Raw genomic sequence first — 18,095 nt, 5'->3', positions numbered from 1 at the left:
ATCAACCGGACATGACCCGCCATAGGCGTTCAGAGCGTCACGGTGTCGTACACGTCGGCCAGGCGGGAGCGGGAGGCGGACCAGGTGAAGTCGGCCATGACGCGCTTGCGGCCGCGGTCGCCCATGGCGCGGGCGGCGTCCGGGTACTCCAGCAGGACGCGGAGCGCGCGGGCCAGCTCGGCGGGGCGGTCGGCGGGGACCAGCCGGCCGTGTTCGCCGTCGGTCATCAGCTCGCGCACGGCGGGCAGGTCGGAGGCGACCACGGGGACGCCGGCGGCCATGGACTCCAGGATCTTCAGGGGCGCGCAGCCCTGGTCGAGGTTGCGGGCGCAGCCGGTGAGCGGCGCGACGGAGACGGCCGCGCCGACCAGCCAGGCGGCGACCTCGGGGTGCGGGAGCGTGAACCGCCAGACGATGCGATCCGCGACGCCGAGGCGTTCGGCGAGACGGCGCAGCGGCCGGGCACGGCGTTCGGGCACGGACGAGCAGATGACGAGCCGCAGGTCGGTCAGGTCCGCGAGCCGCGCGAACGCCCGGAGCAGCACATCGACGCCCTGCCACGGCTGGAGGGCCCCGACGTAGATGAGGTACCGGTCGGGTGCCCCGTCCGGGCGCGCCGTCGTGTCCCGCACGTCGGCACCGTTCGGCACCAGGTGGAGCTTCGTCTCCGGCACGCCCCGGCGGGACAGGGCCGACGCGATGACCCGCGAAGGCACGACGACCGCGTCGGCGCGGTCCAGGCAGACGCGTTCGAGGTCTGCGATCTTGGCCAGCGTGGCGGGCGTCACCGACGGCCGGGTGTGCGTCAGCTCCACCGAGGGCAGGCCGTTGACCTCGTAGACGACGCGATATCCCCGATCGGGAAGGGTGACCACGGGCAACGCGCTCCACGGGTCGCGGACGTGGCAGATCCGCAGGGTCGCCCGGTGGGGTTCCAGGTGCGCGGCGACCCACCCGGAGAACGCCTCCGCGCGGTCGAGCAGGTTCGGGATCTGCTCGCCGAAGCGGGCGATCTCGACGCCGCCGGGCTCTCGCTGGTAGCGCGGCAGGCCTCCGCCGCCGAGCACGCCGAGCAGACCGCCGTCGAAACGGGCGAACAGCTCGGCCGCCATGTGGCCGATGTGCACGGCCGATCCCTTGCTCGACGGGAAGCGGTCGAAGGCGAAGTACGCGGCGCGGACCGCCGCGCGCGCTTCATCGCTCATGCCACCGGCCCCGTACGCGAGTACCCGGTGCCCGGACCACCGCGGGCCCTTCAGCGCTCATGCCACCGGCTCCGTGCGCTCGCGGTGCCAGCGGACCTGGTCGGCCAGGCCCTCGGCCAGTCCGATCCGCGCGGACCAGCCGAGCAGCCGCTCGGCCTTCGTCGTGTCGGCCCACGTGCGCGCCGCGTCCCCGGCCGCCGGGGCCTGCTCGCGCACCTGCGGCCATACGCCCAGCAGTCCGGCCAGTAGGGCGATGGCATCCCGGACGGTGACGGACTCCGGGTGCCCGACGTTGAGCACGGTCCCGGACGGGAGGTCCGCGGTGGCCGCGGCGAGGGTCGCGGCGATCACGTCGGCGACGTGGGTGAAGGCGCGTGACTGGCCGCCGTCGCCGAAGACCGGTAGGGGCCGGCCCGTGCCGCCTCGATGAACCGGTGGAAGGCCATGTCGGGGCGCTGCCGTGGGCCGTACACCGAGAAGTAGCGCAGGGTCACGGTCCGCAGGCCCTCCTCAGCCGCTCGCGCGGCGAGGCGTTCGACGGCGACCTTCGTCGTCGCGTACGGGCTAACGGGACGCGGCGGGTCGTCCTCACGGTGCGGGCGGGCATCGGCGGAACCGTACACCGACGAGCTCGACGCGATCACCACGCGCGGGCGGCGGCCGGGTGTCACGGCCTGGCAGGCGGCGAGCAGCCGCCGGGTCGCGGTGACGTTGTCGCGCTCGGCGACCGCGGCTCCGGCGCCCCAGGACGTGCGCACTCCGGGCCGGCCGGCCAGGTGGACGACGGCGTCGGCGTCGGCGAGCTTGGTCAGGTCGTCGGTTGCCAGGTCGGTCTCGACGAGGGTGACGCCGGCCCGGTCGGCCAGACATGCCCAGGTGTCCCGTGCGGCGTCCGGCGCGGCGGACCGGTGGAGGGCGTCGACGGCGAGCACCTCATGGCCCGCCCGGGCCATCGCCTCCGCCACATGGCCGCCGATGAACCCGGCCGCCCCCGTCACCACCATCCGCACGGAGGGCAACCTTATTCGACGGCGGTCGTCCGGGAGGCGGCCCATGCTCCGATCCGGTGGATCAGCGCCGGGGTGGCGGCGCTTTCGGCGTGGCCGTAGCCGGGTTCGATCCACAGCTCGCGCGGGTCGCGCGCCGCGCCGTACAGCTGTTCGGCGTGGTCGACCGGCAGGAACGGGTCCTGATCGCCGTGCACGATGAGCAGCGGTGTCGGCGCGATGCGCTCCGCGACCTCGTGCGGCGCCTCCGGCACCTTCGCCCAGGCGCCACCGGCGATCCGTGTCCGCCGGACGACGCGGGCGGCCAGGCGGCCCGATCGCCGCTCGATAGCCCAGTGGACACGGCGCATCGGCTTGGTGTCGCGGTAGTACCACCGGGCCGGGGCGCTCACCGCGACGACCGCGTTCACTCCTCCGTGCAGGGCCGCGTGGCGGACCACGACGGCCCCGCCCATCGAGAAGCCGACGAGCCCGACGCGCTCGTATCCGAGGTGACGGGCATGGCGGACGGCGGCGTCGATGTCGAGGATCTCCCGGTCACCGACCGTGGACCGGCCGCCGGACCGCCCGTGGCCGCGAAAGTCGATCGCGATGACGCCGCCGACCTTGTTGAGCGCGGCGGCGATCCGCCGCGTGGTCGGCTGCCGCCACGCGCCGGTGAACCCGTGCGCGAGGACCAGGCACAGGCCGTCCGGGCCGGGCAGGTGGCCGGCGTCGATCCGGACGCCGTCCATCGAATGCAGGGTCAGGGACTGAACGCTCACACGTTCATCGTGCCCGCACCGAGCCGCGCCTGGGGACCGGTGCCCCGCCGACGGCGCCGTACGGCGGGTTCAGCGTTTGATGTAGTCGACGAGTTGCTCGCGTTCGGTCTCGAGCTCGGCGATCGTGCTCTTCACGACGTCGCCGATACTGACGATCCCGACGAGGCTCCCGTCGCGGACGACCGGGAGGTGACGGATGCGGTGCTCCGTCATGATGCCCCGCAGGCCGTCCACGTCGTCGGCGGGCGCGCACGTGCGCACCGGCGTGGTCATGATCGTCGACACCGGAGCGTCCAGCAGCTCCGCGCCCTGCTCGCCCAGCCGACGGACGATGTCACGCTCCGAGACGATGCCCTCGATCGTGTTGTGGTCGCTGGACACGACGACGGCACCGATGTTGTGCTCCGCGAGCAACGCGAGCAGCCGCCGTACGCTCTCGTGTGGAGCGATCGTGGCGACGTCCCCGCCCTTCGCACGGAGAATCTCCGAAATTCGCATTTATCGACCTCCCGGCTGGTCGGGACCGGCATCACTACGCCAAGCATCCCCCCTCTCCGGGAAAACGTCACGGCTTCTGCGAAGCCGATCCGGCCGGCGTGGGTGCGTCGGATCCGCTCGCCGGGGGTGCGCCCTTCCGCCGGCCTGCGGCGAGATGGGCGTACACGATCGTGTTGTCGAGGTAGCTGTGGCCGTCGAAGTCGCCACCGCACGTGATCAGCCGGAGCCCGGCGAACCCGAGATCGCCGTAGACGCGTTGCGTCGGAAAGTGCTTCTTGGAGACCCGTTCGACCGAGTCGACGGTGAACGTCGCGACCACCCCGTCCCTACGGGTCACCTCCACGGTGTCGCCGGGACGCAGGTTGCCGAGCCGGTAGAACACGGCCGGGCCCTTCTTGCTGTCGACGTGGCCGACGAGCACGGCGGGTCCGCGCTCCCCCGGTGATGGGCCCTTGTCGTACCAGCCGGCAAGATGCGCGCGCGACAGCGGCGGCACGGCGACGGATCCGTCGTGGTCGAGGCCGACCTGGAGCAGGCTCGCGTGGATCCCGATCTTCGGGACGTCCAAATGGAGCGGTACGGAGGCCCCAAGGGCCGGCCCTGCCGACGGATCGACCGCCGCGCCCGACCGGGCGGCATGCTGATCCGGTCGCGGCGGTCCCGGGCTCTCACACGCGTCGAACCACAGGACCGCCGCGCCCGCCGCGATCAACCCGGCGGCCGCCCCGCCGCGGAGACGGCCGCCACGTGATCGTGATGATCGGCTACGAGCGGGCACCGGTCCGGATCCGCCGACGGGCAAGAAGGCCCGTGCCACCCAGGATCAGGGAGAGCCCGGCGACGCCCAGCGGCACGTTCGCTCCCTGGCCACCACCGAACCCGGCGTGTACGGCCCCGGACGGGACCGCCCTCACCTGGGCGCGCATGTGCATGGGCCGTGCGTGCTCCTTCTGCGGCGCCGCCTTCTCCTCCTCTTCGGAGCAGCAGCCTTCCGACTCATCGCCGGAGACGGCGTCGCCATCGCCACAGTGCTCGCCGTCACAGCCCGAGTCACCGAACGCGAAGGGGCCGATGCCGCTTACGTGGCGGTGACGGTGGCGGAAGCCGCCACAGGAGTCACCGTCGCAGTGGTGCTGGCGAAGATCGCCGTCGCGGTCGCCGTCGCCATCACCGTCGCCATCGCCATCACCGTCCCGGCGAACCAGGGACAGCTTGTGCGCACCCGCAGGGATCAGCGCCTGGCGGGCTCCCGTGTGGACGGCAACGTGCTGCACCCGATGGTGCAGCGCCGCGTGCGCACCCGTGTAAGACGCGCCCAGAGCGGGTGAAGCCAGCCCGATCGCCAGTGCGGCCGCTGAAGCGGTTGTCAGGGTCAGGGTTTCGACCCTCATGAGTACCCCCTTGATGTCAGCGGCAGCCCGGACTGCTTCCCTGGCTGCCGGCATCGCCACCGCCCCCCTCATTCCCCCATCACCGACACCGCGACCAATGTCTCTATGCTCTTGATCAAATGATTACGGTGAGATGCGGACGCTTAGTGCGATCGGCCGCCCGGCCATTTCAGGAAAGACCGCGATCAGTCACCCTCGGCCACATTAAGCGGATTTCTCCGCACCCGTCGAGACGCCTGTGACCTGCTGAGATGCGTCCAGATCGACGTCGACGACCAGAGGTCGCGGGTACTTGCAACGCATCCGTCGCTTTTCATACCCGATCACAAGTCGCACCAGACAGCCGACATATAGGCCCGACGGGGAGACAGCACCGAAATCAAGCAACCGACCCGACGATCAAGACAGGCGGCGAATCATCCACAAGGCGGCAAATCGCACTGGATTACCCTTCGGGCGAATATACCGCGCCGATTGGTGGCCGCCCCTGCGTTCACTCACGCCGAAAGACACCGCTCCCCGGCCTGCCGATCGCCGGGCCGCCGGTCCGCGGGCCGGCGCCTGCGCGACGGGCGCCGACGCGGCCAGCGCTCGCGCTGCCGGGTCCGGTGCTCGACGCGGAGCTGGTTGATGAGCTGGTCCAGGTGGACGAGCAGGGCACCGCGGAGTGCCCACTCGACCGCGTCGTCGACGGGAAGGTTCTGGAGGATCCCCGCGACGTCGTCCCGATCCCGGCCGGCCGCCGCCAGCGCCCTCGTGAGCTCCTTCTCCGCGTAGTCCGGATCGCCGGCCACCTCACTGCGGACCATGTGACCGTAGGCCCGGATCGCGTCCGCGAGGTCGTCCAGGACGGCGGCGACCGCCTCGTGGCCGTGCCGCCCGTACACCGGGTCACCCGCCCGCATCCCGTCCACGATGGCGCGGGCGAGTCCTCGCAGGTAGACCTGGAAGTGCTCCAGCGACTCCAGGCCGGTGCTCAGTACGACGCCGGCGTGGACGAGACCGACCGCGCGGGGGTTGAGCTTGATGCTGTCCTCGGCGTCCTCCAGGGCCCGGCGCACCCGGCCGATCTCCCGGCCGAGTTCGCGGGACCGCCGGAGCCAGTCGCACGCCTGGTCGCGGGACGGCTCGCCGCGCAGTCCCACCGCCATCCGATCGAGCAGTTCGGCCATCCGGCGGCTCAGGTCCTGAACCGCCTCCTCCGCGGGCTGGACGCGCAGCGGAGACAGGATGAAGCCGGCGATCAGCCCGGTGCCCGCCCCGATCAGGGTCTCGACCACCCGGTCGGCGGCGTTGAAGTTGCTGGGCAGGGAGAGGATCAGCATCGCGCTGATCGCGACCTCCAGCACCTGGTCGCCGAGGCGCAGCGCGAATCCGAGCATGAGCGCCGCCGCGATGGCCAGGCCGAGGCTCCACCAGGTGAAGCCGACGACCTTGGCGAGCAGGACGGCGATCAGTACGCCGCCGACGACGCTGCCGATGCGCTGGACGGCCATGCGCACCGTCCGGTACAGCGTGACCTGCAGGACGAGGAGAGCCGTCAGCGGGGCCAGGGTCGGCCGGGCGCTCGTCATGGGGAGCACGCAGGCGACGAGGTACGCGGCGACGGCCGTCGCCGTGAGCCGGGCGACCAGCGCCGTCTGCGGCTGTGTCTGGCGGCGGACGAGGTTGAAGGGTTGGACGACGCGTGCGGGAACGACAGTGGCGATGCTCATGAGGGAATCAGGAAGGGGGGTCGAAGACAGGGGGACAGACCGGGGCAGCGGACCGTCGAAGGTCACCAGGGGTACCGGCCGAGAGGCGACCCGGGGATACCGGAGCCGCCGGGCGCGCCCGCAGGGAACGGGCCGCACCTGCCCGGGGATGTCGGGCACGTAGGGTTTCATCGCGTGCGGCCGTACGGATATTCCAGAGGGTCGCCGGATTTACCGAAGAGAACCGTCTGATCTACCGAAGCGAGAAGTCAGCGAAGAGACGTGAGCCCCGCGCGGGCGGCGGCGATCGCGTTGGTCAGGCAGCGCTGCTCGCTCGCGGGCCGGTCCTTGTCCGCCGGTTGCTCCTCGGTGTACTGCACTCGCAGGACGACGTTGCGGTATCGCACGGTCGCCTCTCCGACCGCGATCCGGACGTCCCGGTCGATCCAGTATCGCTCGAACGCCGCGTCGCCGAGGCCGCCGATCCGGCGCAGCGAACTCGTGTCGGCGGTCAGGTCCTTCTCCGCCTGCTTCCACTGCGCCTCGAACGACCAGGTCGTCATGCCGGTGGCCTGATCGTGCATGTACTTGGGCAGGAAGGCCCGCGCGTCGACCTGTACGGCGCGGAAGGTGCGTCCTTCCGCGAAGGAGTACTTGCAGACTCCGGCCGTCTCGGCGCCCATCCTGTCGATCTTCGGCGTGGCCGTCGGGACCAGCCGCCGTACGGTGTCGGCGGGCAGGATCGCGCACGCCGACGGCAGAGTCGCGAACACCGGCGGCTGCGCCGCCCTGCGCGGCGTGTCGGCCGCCCGGGACCCGGTCGTGGCCGGACGCGACCGTGACGGCGACGCCTCCGGCCGGCCTCCCCAGCGGCCGAACACGAAGACGCCGGCGGCCGTCAGGCCCACCGCCAGCGCGACGAACGCGGCGACCACGAGACCGGCCGCACGCGGACGACGACTCTGGGCCCTCGGCGCCTCCGGGGGTGAGTACACCCTGTGGAACGGCTCCGGTAGCCGCGGCAGTCCCAACCCTTCCTCCCGCTCCTGTTCCCCGGACGGCCCGGGATGTCGGCTCGATGCGACCGTAACCGGCGATTCCCTCCCGAAGCCAGAGTCATATGTCATCGTCGCGCTCCTCGCCTCCTCCGGTCGCCGACGCCGGAAACCGGTACCTCCGCATCCACCGGCCACCGACACCGGAAACCGGTACCTGACCGGCCACCGACGCCGGCCGCCGGTACCCCGTCTCCACCGGCTGCCGGAACCCGGCCGCCGGTGCCTCCAGGACGGGCTCACCCGATTGTCGGTCGCAGGAGTCAGAATGGAATGTGCTGTTGAGCGAGATCACCGAGACCTCACGGGCCGTGGCCGCGACCTCCGGGCGACGGGCGAAGATCGAGCTGCTCGCCGCCTGCCTGCGTGACGCCGACCCGGTCGAGACCGCGATCGCGGTGGCCTACCTCTCCGGTGAGCTGCCACAACGCCAGATCGGCGTGGGCTGGGCGGCCCTTCGCGACCGGCCGCCCGCGGCGGCGGAGGCGGCCCTGACCGTCGCCGAGGTCGATGCCGCGTTCACCACGATCGGCGCCGTCTCGGGTAAGGGTTCCGTCACCACCCGGCGACACCTGGTGGGTGAATTGTTCTCCCGCGCGACGGCCTCCGAGCAGAGTTTCCTCCTCCGCCTGCTGTCCGGCGAGCTTCGGCAGGGCGCTCTCGACGGTGTGATGGCCGACGCGATCGCCGCCGCCGCCGACGTGCCGGCCGCCGAGGTGCGCCGGGCCGTGATGTTCCGCGGCTCACTCGGCGCGGTCGCCGCGGCCGCCCTGTCCGAGGGCAGGGCCGGGCTCCGGGCGTTCGGGCTGGAGGTCGGGCGGCCGGTCAAGCCGATGCTCGCCGCCAGCGCGCCGTCCATCGAGGCGGCGCTGGAGAAGGTCAGTCCCGCGGCCGTCGAGTGGAAGCTCGACGGCATCCGGGTCCAGGCTCACGTGTCCGAGGGCGAGGTCCGCCTGTTCACCCGCACCCTGGACGACATCACCACCCGGCTGCCCGAGACCGTCACCGCCCTCGGCGCGCTGCCCGTACGGACGGCCGTCTTCGACGGTGAGCTGATCGCGCTGCGCGACGACGGCCGTCCCCACCCGTTCCAGGTCACTTCTGCCCGCGTCGCCAGCCACGGCGTACGGCCGGGCTCTGAGCAGGCCGTGCCACTGTCGGTGTTCCTGTTCGACGTGCTCCACCTCGACGGCGAGGACCTGATCGACCTGCCGGGCGAGAAGCGCGACGAGGCTCTCTCCCGGGTCGTCCCCGAGCCGCTGCGCATGCCGCGGATCGTCACGGCGTCCGTCGACGAGGCCGGCGCGTTCTTCCGTGACGCTCTGGCCCACGGCCACGAAGGCGTGCTGGTCAAGTCGCTCGACACCCCCTACACCGCAGGCCGTCGTGGCGCCGGGTGGATCAAGGTGAAGCCCCGCCACACGCTGGACCTGGTCGTCCTGGCCGTCGAATGGGGTCATGGCCGCCGCCGCGGGAAGCTGTCCAACCTGCACCTCGGCGCCCGCGACCCCGGGACCGGTGGGTTCGTGATGCTGGGTAAGACCTTCAAGGGCCTGACCGACGAGATGCTCGCCTGGCAGACCGAGCGCCTGCTCGCACTGGAGTCGCACCGCGACGAGTTCACCGTCCACGTACGGCCAGAGCTCGTCGTCGAGATCGCCTTCGACGGCGTGCAGCGCAGCCCGCGGTATCCCGGCGGGATGGCGCTGCGGTTCGCCCGGGTGCTCCGCCACCGGCCGGACAAGTCCGCCGCCGAGGCCGACACGGTCGACAGCGTGCGCACCATCGCCGGCTTCCCCTCCTGACCGGCGCTCCCACCCCCTCGTGAGCGATCGGAAGGCCGCCAGGAGTGTCCGCCGAATCCCAGGGCGTGTCTGACGAATCCGCTGTCCGGCTGCGCGGCGCCCGGACGACGCTCGCTACGAACGGGATTTGTCAGACACGCCCTTGGGCGTGCCGCCGCGGTCCAGGCGGCGGCGCGAACCCACGGACCGCTCATGGGAGATCAGATCGTGGCGGCCGGCGATGAACTCCTGCACCCAGATCTTGGCGCGGATCATCGGGCGGCGGATGCGCTGCTCACGGCGGAGCGCCCGCCGGAACTTCCGCGTGCCCGGCTCGTACCTCCACCGGGCCCAGGGCGAGCCCGGACGGGCCAGCCGAAGAGCACTGAAGATGAGGACCACCGGCACGAACAGGCCGAGCAGCCCCGTCCAGATCTTGCCCTTGAACAGGGTGACGATGGCCAGCCCCAGGTTGGCCAGGATGTTGGCGAGGACGACGAGGAAGACGCCGACGGAGACGGTCGCGTCCGGCCGCAGGTCCCGGACGTCGCTGAGGCCGATCGGGCGTACCCCGACCAGGATCAGACCCGTCACCGCGATCGCGATGCACACCGCGTCGACGGAGGCGCGCCCCTCCTCCATCCAGTAGACGTCGCGCAGGTGCAGGATCAGCGCGAACTCGTCGAGGACCAGCGCGGCTCCCACCCCGAACAACGAGGCCGCGCCGGCGTACCACGTCGTGTAGGTGTCGGGGATGGACAGCGCGGCGACGCCGCCGATCAGCATCAGCACGACGCCGAACACCACGTGGTGGATGTGCAGGTCACCGACCTCGACGTTCTTGAACCACCAGCGCACCTTGGCGCGGATCAGGCGAACGTTGATGCGCACGACGACGAACGTGACGATGAACGCCACGAAGAAGCAGAACAGTGGCAGCCGCCCGGTCTGGACGATGCGCTCGTTGAAGAATCCCTCCACGGTGGCCCCCGACGTCATACGTCCCCATCATGACCCATTCCGGTCGGCCATAACGCTTGACGTCGGGGGGTACCGCCCGGATCGGGGGGTTACAGGCGGCGTCAGCCGTTGAGGCGTACCGGATTCACGAGATCTGCGTAGATCAGCAGGGCGCCCATCGTGATGATCACCACGGCCATGGCGTACGTCAGCGGGAGGGCCTTGGCGACGTCGACGTGGCCGGGGTCCGGCCGGCGGGTGATCCGGGCGATGCCCTTCTTCAGCGCCTCCCACAGGGCGCCCGCGATGTGCCCGCCGTCCAGCGGCAGCAGCGGCACCAGGTTGAACATGCCCACCGCGAAGTTGACCGTGCCGAGCATCATGAGGAAGAACGCGAGCTTGTCCAGCCCCGGCTCCTTCGACGCGGCGATCTCCCCGCCGATCCGGCTGGCCCCGACGACGCCGATGGGGCCGTTCGGGTCGCGCTTCTTGTCGCTGAAGGCGGCGTTCCAGACGCCGACCATCTTCTTCGGCATGTTGATCAGGGAGCCGACGGTGCGCTTCGTCAGGTCGGTCATCGTGCTGACGACCACGCCCGGGCCCTGGCGTTCGCGGGCGCTCGTCGGGCTGATCCCGAGGAACCCGACGGTCTCGGTCTTGCCCGGGTCGGTCAGCGACTCCATCTGGTTGGTGGTGACGGGAACGCTCAGCGAGACGTCCTGGCCGCCCCGCTTGACCACGACCGGCACCGTATGCCCGCCGGACGCCCGGATCAGGCCCTGCAGCTGCTGGTACGAGTGGATCTTGCGGCCTTCGTACGAGACGATCCGGTCGCCGGCCTGCAGCCCCGCCCGGACGGCTGGGGTCACCGGGTCGCCGGCCCGGCAGTCGCGGCCCGCCTGCGCGGCTGGGATCGTGCACTTCGACACCGACGCGATCACCGGCTGCAGCGTCGAAACGCCGATCCCCATGACGACGATGCTGATGAACACGAACGCCAGCAGCAGGTTCATGAACGGGCCGGCGAACATGATGATGACCTTCTGCCACCACTTCTTGCGGTAGAAGACGCGGTCCTCGTCGCCCGGCCCGACCTCTTCCAGGGCGGCGCCGCGCGCCGACTCGATGAGCCCCTGGAACGGCCCGGTGGACGACTGGCGGACCGTGCCCGGCTCGTCGCCCTTCCGCGGCGGCAGCATCCCGATCATGCGGATGTATCCGCCCAGCGGGATCCACTTGACGCCGTACTCGGTCTCGCCCTTGCGCCGGGACCACAGAGTGGGCCCGAAGCCGACCATGAACTGCGGGACCCGGACGCCGAACAGCTTCGCGAAGGACATGTGGCCCAGCTCGTGCAGGGCGATCGAGGCGAGCAGCCCGAGGAAGAAGACGACGATGCCCACCACGAAAAGCACGCTCATTGCCCGCACACGCTCCTCACCCGTCGTACCGCCCGCGTCCGCCGGACGCCGTGCGGCCTGGCCGCTCCGCTCACCGTGCCGCGCACGCTCACCGGTAGGCCTCCGAGATCTCGACTGGTCAAGCGTATGCCGAAAACCAGCGCTCCATGGCCGCGAGCGCTCCGGCGGGCCGTCTCCGCACGGCGCGGCGATCCTAACCCCGGCGGCCGGCTGTCATTCCTCGGCGGCCACGCCGCCCGCCCGGCGGGCGGAACGCCGCAGGCGACGCCGGAGCGTGCCCGGACGTTCCGGGCCGAGCCGGGTGGCTCGGCCCGGCTTCAGTACGGGCTGGTCAGGGGGCTCCGGCGTGGGTGAGCGTCTCCCAGGCGAGGAAGTAGCTCGCGCCGGCGGGCCGGTCCTTGGCGACCAGCTTCGCCGTCTGGGGCAGGGAGACCTTCAGGCGGCCGTGGTACTCGTTGTAGCCGACCTCGAGGACCGGCCCGAGCCCGCGCTTCACGGTGCCCTTGCAGAGCCACGACGGCGCCTTGGCGCCCAGTTCGTACGTGGCGTGGAACTCCAGCGCCTTCGTCAGCCGTGCGCGGCCCTCGCCGTACAGGTCCACGCCCTGCAGCCGGGCGGTCTCGGCGACGTGCAGCGCCGCGTCGATGGCCCAGCCGGTGTGGCCGAAGTCGCGGCAGGTCTCCTGGGCCAGTCCGTCGACGAACGTGGTCTGTCCCTGCCAGTACTTGATGATCTCGGCCTTGGTGTTGATCTGGCCGCCCGGCGGCGGCTTCGGCAGGGCGCCGTCGGACTTGAGGTAGAAGTACGCGGGCAGACGCTTCCGCCACAGGGCGACGGCCTTGTCGAACGACGTGTGGTCGTCGAGGAACACCGCGATCCCGATCGCGGCGTCCGTCATGATCAGTTCCCAGTTGCCGTTGGTGCCGTTCGGCTTGCCGTTGATCACGGTGGGCAGGTAGACGGTGCGCAGCATCGTCGCGAAGCGCTTCTCCTGCGCCCACGTACCCGTGTAGGTGTGCTTGATCAGCTCGCCGGCGCGCGCGAAGGACGCGCCGGACCAGCCGGTCTGCAGCGGGGCGTTGTGGTTCGTGTGCTCCTTGATGACGGCCGACCAGGCGTCCATGATCTGGATCGCCTTCTTGGCGTACCGGTCGTCGCGGGAGATGTACCAGATCAGGGCGTCGGTGTAGGCGGCGAGGGCGTCCTCGCGTTCGTCCGAGCAACCGTGGTTCGGGTTGGACCCCGAGCCGCACTCGACGTTGGCGCGCGGCTTCGGCGTCCGGGACAGCGACCCGTACGCGCTCGCGCGCATCGTGTCGTACGCCTTCGTCCACGGCTGGGCGCCGGCCTTGACCTTCGCCCGGGCGAAGTCGAGCTGGGAGCGTCCGACCAGGACGCCCGGATGCTGGAAGGCGGCCTGCGTGTTCGCGGCCGGTACGGCGCCGGCCCGTGCCGACGGTGTGCCGCGGGAGGTCAGCACGGTGAGGGCCGCGACCGCCAGCGTGATCGCCACGCCGGTCAGGAGCCAGGCCCGGGTGCGCGTGCGCGCCATGAGATTCCTCTCGGGGGGTACTTAAGGATCTTGGGGCGCGGGCCATGCAACCGGTGTGGTGAGCCACGGTCAATCGGATCGCGGAAAAAAGGTTAATAAACCTCCCTATCAATACCGTTGGTGATCACACGTTTCCGAGCCGTACGGCGCTTCCCGCGGCGACCGGCCAAGGCAGCCGCGCGGTCCTCGCCCGGCTGCGCTCGCCGCCGTCGCCCCCGCGTGCCGCCCGCCGCGGTCTGAGCCCACCCCGCGTCTGAGACGGCTCGGCGGATCGGCGGAGCACTCCGCTCCGCCGATCCGCCGGGAATCCGGCCGTCAGGACCCGTTGATCAGGTGCATGGCGAGGTCGGGGCTGAACTGGCCGGCCGGGATGCCCTCGCCGACTCCGCAGGATCCGTCGGAGTCGCCGGGGACCTTCACCCACAGCAGCATCTCCGCGCCGCCGCCGACCTGGGGCGTGCCGCCGAGCTTGCGGCCGGCCGGGTTGCACCACTCCCCGTTCTTCGATCCGTTGCCGTTACGGCTGGTGTCGACGATGAACGGCACCTTGCTCGACAGCGAGGCGTTCACCGCCGTGCCGTAGGACTCCGACTCGTCGGTGGTGTAGTAGTTCGAGACGTTGACGGCGAAGCCCCGGACGTTGTGCACGCCGGCGGACTCCAGCCGCTGGGCCATGGTGTCCGCGGCGATCCACTTGGCGTTGCCGGCGTCGAGGTACGCCCAGGTGTTCGGCGCCTTGGCCTTGAACTGCTCGGTGGCGAACTCCAGCAGGTTCAGGCGGAACTGCCGCTCCGAGTCGGTCGGCAGGCAGTCGAGCTGGGCGAGGGCGTCCGGCTCGATGACCACGACGGCGGGCCGTGTTCCGATGGCGCCGGCGAACGCGGAGATCCACGCCTCGTACTTGTCCTTGTCCGAACCGCCCTTGGACTCGCCCGAGCAGTCCCGGCCAGGGATGTTGTACGCGACCAGGACGGGCAGCTTGTCGGCGGCGTCGGCGGCGCCGACGTAGTTCGAGACCGCCGTCCCGATGTCGCCGCTCCAGTCGCCGAACCAGCCCGCCGTCGGCTTGTCGGCGATCGCCGACTTGATCTGGGCGGCGCGCGCGTCGCCGGGGTTGTCCCGTACCCACTTGGCGGGGTTGGAGTCCGGGTCGACGTAGAAGCCGCTGGTCATGTCGATCGGGCTGCCGGCCGCGGCGGCGGGCGCCGCGGCGCGGGCCGCGACGGTGCCCGCCGCCTGACCAGGCGAGCAGGCTCCGTTCAGGCCGATGACGGCCGCGGCGCCGAGCGCGGCCAAGCCGGTGATCCGCCGAGATGTCCTTGAGTGGGCCATGGAGCTCCTCACGCTCGATGCGATGGTGAAAGGCGTTGCCCCCGCCGTCGCGCCCTCCCCCGGCGGCCGCTAGATGATCAACATAATTCGCGATCTTCGGCGCCTGCCGGAGCTTCCAAGGGAATTGATCCGGAAGTCCCGGTCCGCCGCTCGTCGCCCCGCGTTCCGGTCCGGCGGACATGCCCGGTCCGTCGCGCGACGTCGGTCCGGCCGACGTACCCGGTCCGCCGCCCTGCGGGCTCCCGGTACGCGACCTGCGGCGGCCCCGTTTCCCGGACGCTCCTGCACTGCTAGCCTGGCCATGCCGTTGATCCCGCACGGGAGAGCGACCTCGCCGCCAGCGGGGTACGCCGAAGGAGCAACTCCTCCCCGGAACCTCTCAGGCCACAGGAACCGTGCGGACCAGGCGACCTCTGGAAAGCGGAGCGACGCTCCCGCCGAAGGTGCAAGCCCCCGACCGGGGGTGAAGCTCTCAGGCACCGATGACAGAGGGGGAGGGCACCGCGACCGCATTTCGCGCGCCAATGGGAGGATGGGATCCCGGCCGCCCGCGTGATAGGAGCCTGCCCCGATGTCCACGCCGGACGCCAAGAGAACACCGTTGCACGAGGTTCATGCCGAGCTCGGTGCCATGATCACCGAGTTCGCCGGCTACCTCATGCCGCTGCGCTACGGGAGCGAGACCGCCGAACATCAGGCCGTCCGCACCAGCGCCGGGCTGTTCGACCTGTCCCACATGGGAGAGATCTTCGTCACCGGCCCGCAGGCCGGGGCGGCCCTCGACCACGCGCTGATCGGGCACCTGTCCGTGCTCGCCGTCGGCCGGGCGCGCTACACGATGATCGTCGACCCGGCCGGGGGCGTCCTCGACGATCTGATCGTCTACCGGCTCGCCCCGGAGACCTTCATGGTGGTCGCGAACGCCGCCAACGCCGCGACCGTCCGCGCCGAGCTCACCGAGCGGGCGAGCGGCTTCGAGAAGGCCACCGTCGACGACCGCTCCGACGCGTACGCGCTCATCGCCGTGCAGGGCCCGAAGGCCCAGGCCATCCTGGAGAAGCTCACGGACGCCGCGCTCGCCGACCTGAAGTACTACGCGATCCTGCCGGGGAAGGTCGCCGGGATCGACGCGCTGATCGCCCGCACGGGGTACACCGGCGAGGACGGCTTCGAACTGTTCGTCTCGGCCGGTGACGCCGTGGCCGTCTGGCGCGCCGTCACGGAGGCCGGCGGCGAGGACCTGCGGCCCGCCGGGCTGTCCGCGCGCGACACCCTGCGGCTGGAGGCGGGCATGCCGCTGTACGGCAACGAGCTGACCGCCGAGACCACGCCGTACGACGCCGGCCTCGGCCGTACCGTCAAGCTGGACAAGCACGGGGACTTCGTCGGGCGTGCCGCACTGGCCGCGCGCGCCGACACCCCGCCCGCGCGCACCCTCGTGGGGCTCGTCGCGCGGGGGCGCCGGGTGCCGCGCCACGGGTACGACATCGTGACGCCGGACGGCACGCCCTGTGGTGTGGTGACCAGTGGTGCGCCGTCCCCGACGCTGGGCAAACCCATCGCCATGGCCTACATCGACGCGGGCCATGCCGAGGACACCGACCTCGCCGTGGACATCCGCGGTAAACACGAGCCGGTCGACAAGGTAGCGCTGCCGTTCTACAGGAGGACTTCGTGAGCACTGTTCCCGAGACGCTTTCCTACACCCAGGAGCACGAGTGGATCACCGAGCCGGCCGAGGGTGTGGTGACCGTCGGCATCACGGCGTACGCCGCCGACGCGCTCGGTGACATCGTCTACGTGTCGCTGCCGCAGGAGGGCGCGTCCGTCGAGGCCGGAGAGCCGTGCGGCGAGGCCGAGTCGACCAAGTCGGTGAGTGACATCTATGCGCCCGTCACCGGCGAGGTCGTTGCCGTCAACGCCGCCCTGGAGGAGGACCCGGCCGTGATCAATTCTGACCCTTACGGCGAGGGATGGCTGTTCCGGGTGCGCACCAGTGACGACTCGGGTGACCTGCTCGACGCGCAGGCCTACGCGAAGCTCATCGAGGAGGCGTCATGAGCCTTGCCAACCTGCCCCTGTCCGAGCTCGACCCGGAGGTCGCGTCCGCGATCGCGGAGGAGCTGCACCGCCAGCAGTCCACCCTGGAGATGATCGCCTCGGAGAACTTCGCGCCGATCGGCGTCCTCGAGGCGCAGGGCTCGGTGATGACCAACAAGTACGCGGAGGGGTACCCCGGCCGGCGTTACTACGGCGGATGCGAGTACGTCGACGTCACCGAGCAGCTGGCGATCGACCGGGCCAAGGAGCTGTTCGGCGCGGAGCACGCCAACGTGCAGCCGCACTCGGGCGCGCAGGCCAACATCGCGGTCTACTTCGCGCTGCTGGAGCCGGGTGACACGATCCTCGGCCTGGATCTCGCGCACGGCGGGCACCTGACCCACGGCATGCGGATCAACTACTCCGGCAAGATGTTCAACGTCGCGGCGTACCACGTGGGTCCCGACGGCCTCGTTGACATGGACGAGGTCGCCCGGCTGGCCCACGAGCACCGGCCGAAGTTGATCGTCGCCGGCTGGTCCGCCTACCCGAGGCAGCTCGACTTCGCCGCGTTCCGGCGGGTCGCCGACGAGTCCGGGGCGCTGCTCATGGTCGACATGGCCCACTTCGCGGGCCTGGTCGCGGCGGGGCTGCACCCGTCTCCGGTGCCGTACGCCGACGTCGTGACCACGACGACGCACAAGACGCTCTGCGGTCCGCGCGGCGGCCTCATCCTCTGCCGCGAGGAGTACGCCAAGAAGATCAACTCGGCGGTGTTCCCCGGCACGCAGGGCGGCCCGCTCGAGCACGTCATCGCCGCCAAGGCCGTCGCCCTGAAAATCGCCGCGTCCGAGGAGTTCGCCGAGCGGCAGGCCCGGACGATCGACGGCGCCAGGATCCTCGCCGATCGGCTGCTCCGCGAGGACGCCGCCAAGGCCGGCGTCAAGGTGCTGACCGGCGGCACGGACGTGCACCTCGTCCTGGTCGACCTGGTCGACTCCGAGATCACCGGCCGGGACGCCGAGGACCGCCTGCACGACATCGGCATCACGGTCAACCGCAACGCCGTGCCGAACGACCCACGGCCGCCGATGGTGACGTCGGGCCTGCGGATCGGCACGCCGGCGCTCGCCACGCGTGGGTTCCAGGCGGACGACTTCGCCGAGGTCGCCGACATCATCGCGCTGGCGCTGCAGCCGTCGTACGACTCGGCGGCGCTGTCCGCGCGGGTCAGCGCGCTGGCCGACAAGCACCCGCTCTACCCAAGCCTGTAATGGAAGAGCCACGATGACCATCGCTCCTGAGGGCCGGAAGTTGCTGCGTGTCGAGGCCCGCAACGCCACGACACCGATCGAACGCAAACCACCCTGGATCAAGACCCGGCTGTCAATG

General features: G+C 71.0%; 16 protein-coding genes, 2 pseudogenes and 1 riboswitch. Of the genes and pseudogenes, 6 read left to right on the top strand and 12 right to left on the bottom strand.

What is annotated here, in order from left to right; translation table 11 throughout:
* Positions 1 to 29: 29 nt before the first annotated feature.
* From AB0I04_RS52220 to AB0I04_RS52195, 6 genes and pseudogenes are all read right to left on the bottom strand, one after another.
* The gene (locus AB0I04_RS52220; protein WP_360903479.1) at positions 30 to 1,205 is read right to left on the bottom strand and encodes a glycosyltransferase; all 1,176 of its coding nucleotides are present in this window, start codon (positions 1,203 to 1,205) and stop codon (positions 30 to 32) included.
* Between the two features lie 159 nt (positions 1,206 to 1,364).
* Positions 1,365 to 2,158: pseudogene (locus AB0I04_RS52215) on the bottom strand (NAD-dependent epimerase/dehydratase family protein); the annotation flags it as partial.
* A gap of 68 nt (positions 2,159 to 2,226) precedes the next feature.
* A complete protein-coding gene (locus AB0I04_RS52210; RefSeq protein ID WP_360903476.1) occupies positions 2,227 to 2,976 on the bottom strand; it encodes an alpha/beta fold hydrolase in 750 nt (249 codons plus the stop codon).
* 69 nt (positions 2,977 to 3,045) lie between these two features.
* A complete protein-coding gene (locus AB0I04_RS52205) occupies positions 3,046 to 3,474 on the bottom strand; it encodes a CBS domain-containing protein (RefSeq protein ID WP_360903473.1) in 429 nt (142 codons plus the stop codon).
* A 67-nt stretch (positions 3,475 to 3,541) separates the two neighbouring features.
* Positions 3,542 to 4,252 (bottom strand): class F sortase, encoded by a 711-nt coding sequence (locus AB0I04_RS52200; RefSeq protein ID WP_360903470.1) that lies wholly within the window; start codon positions 4,250 to 4,252, stop codon positions 3,542 to 3,544.
* Positions 4,239 to 4,406, bottom strand: coding sequence for an LPXTG cell wall anchor domain-containing protein (locus AB0I04_RS52195; protein ID WP_360903467.1), 168 nt, complete (start codon positions 4,404 to 4,406; stop codon positions 4,239 to 4,241). Before AB0I04_RS52195 ends, AB0I04_RS52200 begins: the two co-directional genes overlap by 14 nt.
* A 9-nt stretch (positions 4,407 to 4,415) precedes the next feature.
* Here AB0I04_RS52195 and AB0I04_RS52190 point away from each other — a divergent pair, with 9 nt between their 5' ends.
* On the top strand, positions 4,416 to 4,802 hold the full coding sequence (locus AB0I04_RS52190) for a hypothetical protein (protein WP_360903464.1): 387 nt from the start codon (positions 4,416 to 4,418) through the stop codon (positions 4,800 to 4,802).
* A gap of 560 nt (positions 4,803 to 5,362) precedes the next feature.
* Here AB0I04_RS52190 and AB0I04_RS52185 read toward each other — a convergent pair.
* On the bottom strand, positions 5,363 to 6,580 hold the full coding sequence (locus AB0I04_RS52185) for an aromatic acid exporter family protein (RefSeq protein ID WP_360903461.1): 1,218 nt from the start codon (positions 6,578 to 6,580) through the stop codon (positions 5,363 to 5,365).
* 248 nt (positions 6,581 to 6,828) lie between these two features.
* Positions 6,829 to 7,494 (bottom strand): hypothetical protein, encoded by a 666-nt coding sequence (locus tag AB0I04_RS52180; RefSeq protein ID WP_360903458.1) that lies wholly within the window; start codon positions 7,492 to 7,494, stop codon positions 6,829 to 6,831.
* A 395-nt stretch (positions 7,495 to 7,889) separates the two neighbouring features.
* Between AB0I04_RS52180 and AB0I04_RS52175 the strand changes: the two genes are divergently transcribed.
* A complete protein-coding gene (locus tag AB0I04_RS52175; RefSeq protein ID WP_360903455.1) occupies positions 7,890 to 9,419 on the top strand; it encodes an ATP-dependent DNA ligase in 1,530 nt (509 codons plus the stop codon).
* Between the two features lie 114 nt (positions 9,420 to 9,533).
* Here the strand turns inward: AB0I04_RS52175 and AB0I04_RS52170 are convergent, their stop codons facing one another.
* From AB0I04_RS52170 to AB0I04_RS52155, 4 genes are all read right to left on the bottom strand, one after another.
* A complete protein-coding gene (locus tag AB0I04_RS52170; protein WP_360903452.1) occupies positions 9,534 to 10,397 on the bottom strand; it encodes a hypothetical protein in 864 nt (287 codons plus the stop codon).
* Between the two features lie 83 nt (positions 10,398 to 10,480).
* The gene (locus AB0I04_RS52165; protein WP_360903449.1) at positions 10,481 to 11,779 is read right to left on the bottom strand and encodes a site-2 protease family protein; all 1,299 of its coding nucleotides are present in this window, start codon (positions 11,777 to 11,779) and stop codon (positions 10,481 to 10,483) included.
* Between the two features lie 331 nt (positions 11,780 to 12,110).
* Complete coding sequence (locus AB0I04_RS52160; protein WP_360903446.1) at positions 12,111 to 13,331, bottom strand: alginate lyase family protein; 1,221 nt, start codon at positions 13,329 to 13,331, stop codon at positions 12,111 to 12,113.
* 315 nt (positions 13,332 to 13,646) lie between these two features.
* Positions 13,647 to 14,663 (bottom strand): glycoside hydrolase family 6 protein, encoded by a 1,017-nt coding sequence (locus tag AB0I04_RS52155; RefSeq protein WP_360903443.1) that lies wholly within the window; start codon positions 14,661 to 14,663, stop codon positions 13,647 to 13,649.
* A 308-nt stretch (positions 14,664 to 14,971) separates the two neighbouring features.
* A riboswitch (glycine riboswitch) is annotated at positions 14,972 to 15,069 on the top strand.
* Between the two features lie 165 nt (positions 15,070 to 15,234).
* Between AB0I04_RS52155 and gcvT the strand changes: the two genes are divergently transcribed.
* From gcvT to AB0I04_RS52135, 4 genes and pseudogenes are all read left to right on the top strand, one after another.
* The gene (gene gcvT, locus AB0I04_RS52150; RefSeq protein WP_360903440.1) at positions 15,235 to 16,341 is read left to right on the top strand and encodes a glycine cleavage system aminomethyltransferase GcvT; all 1,107 of its coding nucleotides are present in this window, start codon (positions 15,235 to 15,237) and stop codon (positions 16,339 to 16,341) included.
* Positions 16,338 to 16,724, top strand: a complete 387-nt coding sequence (gene gcvH / locus AB0I04_RS52145; RefSeq protein ID WP_360903437.1) for a glycine cleavage system protein GcvH — start codon at positions 16,338 to 16,340, stop codon at positions 16,722 to 16,724. Before gcvT ends, gcvH begins: the two co-directional genes overlap by 4 nt.
* The gene (gene glyA, locus AB0I04_RS52140) at positions 16,721 to 17,977 is read left to right on the top strand and encodes a serine hydroxymethyltransferase (protein WP_360903434.1); all 1,257 of its coding nucleotides are present in this window, start codon (positions 16,721 to 16,723) and stop codon (positions 17,975 to 17,977) included. The genes gcvH and glyA overlap by 4 nt, the downstream gene beginning before the upstream one ends.
* Before the next feature lie 13 nt (positions 17,978 to 17,990).
* Positions 17,991 to 18,095, top strand: a pseudogene (locus AB0I04_RS52135) (lipoyl synthase); the annotation flags it as partial.

This window comes from Actinoallomurus sp. NPDC050550 (assembly GCF_040655075.1).
Taxonomy (GTDB): Bacteria; Actinomycetota; Actinomycetes; order Streptosporangiales; family Streptosporangiaceae; genus Actinoallomurus.
This window is presented reverse-complemented; position numbering and strand designations above follow the sequence as displayed.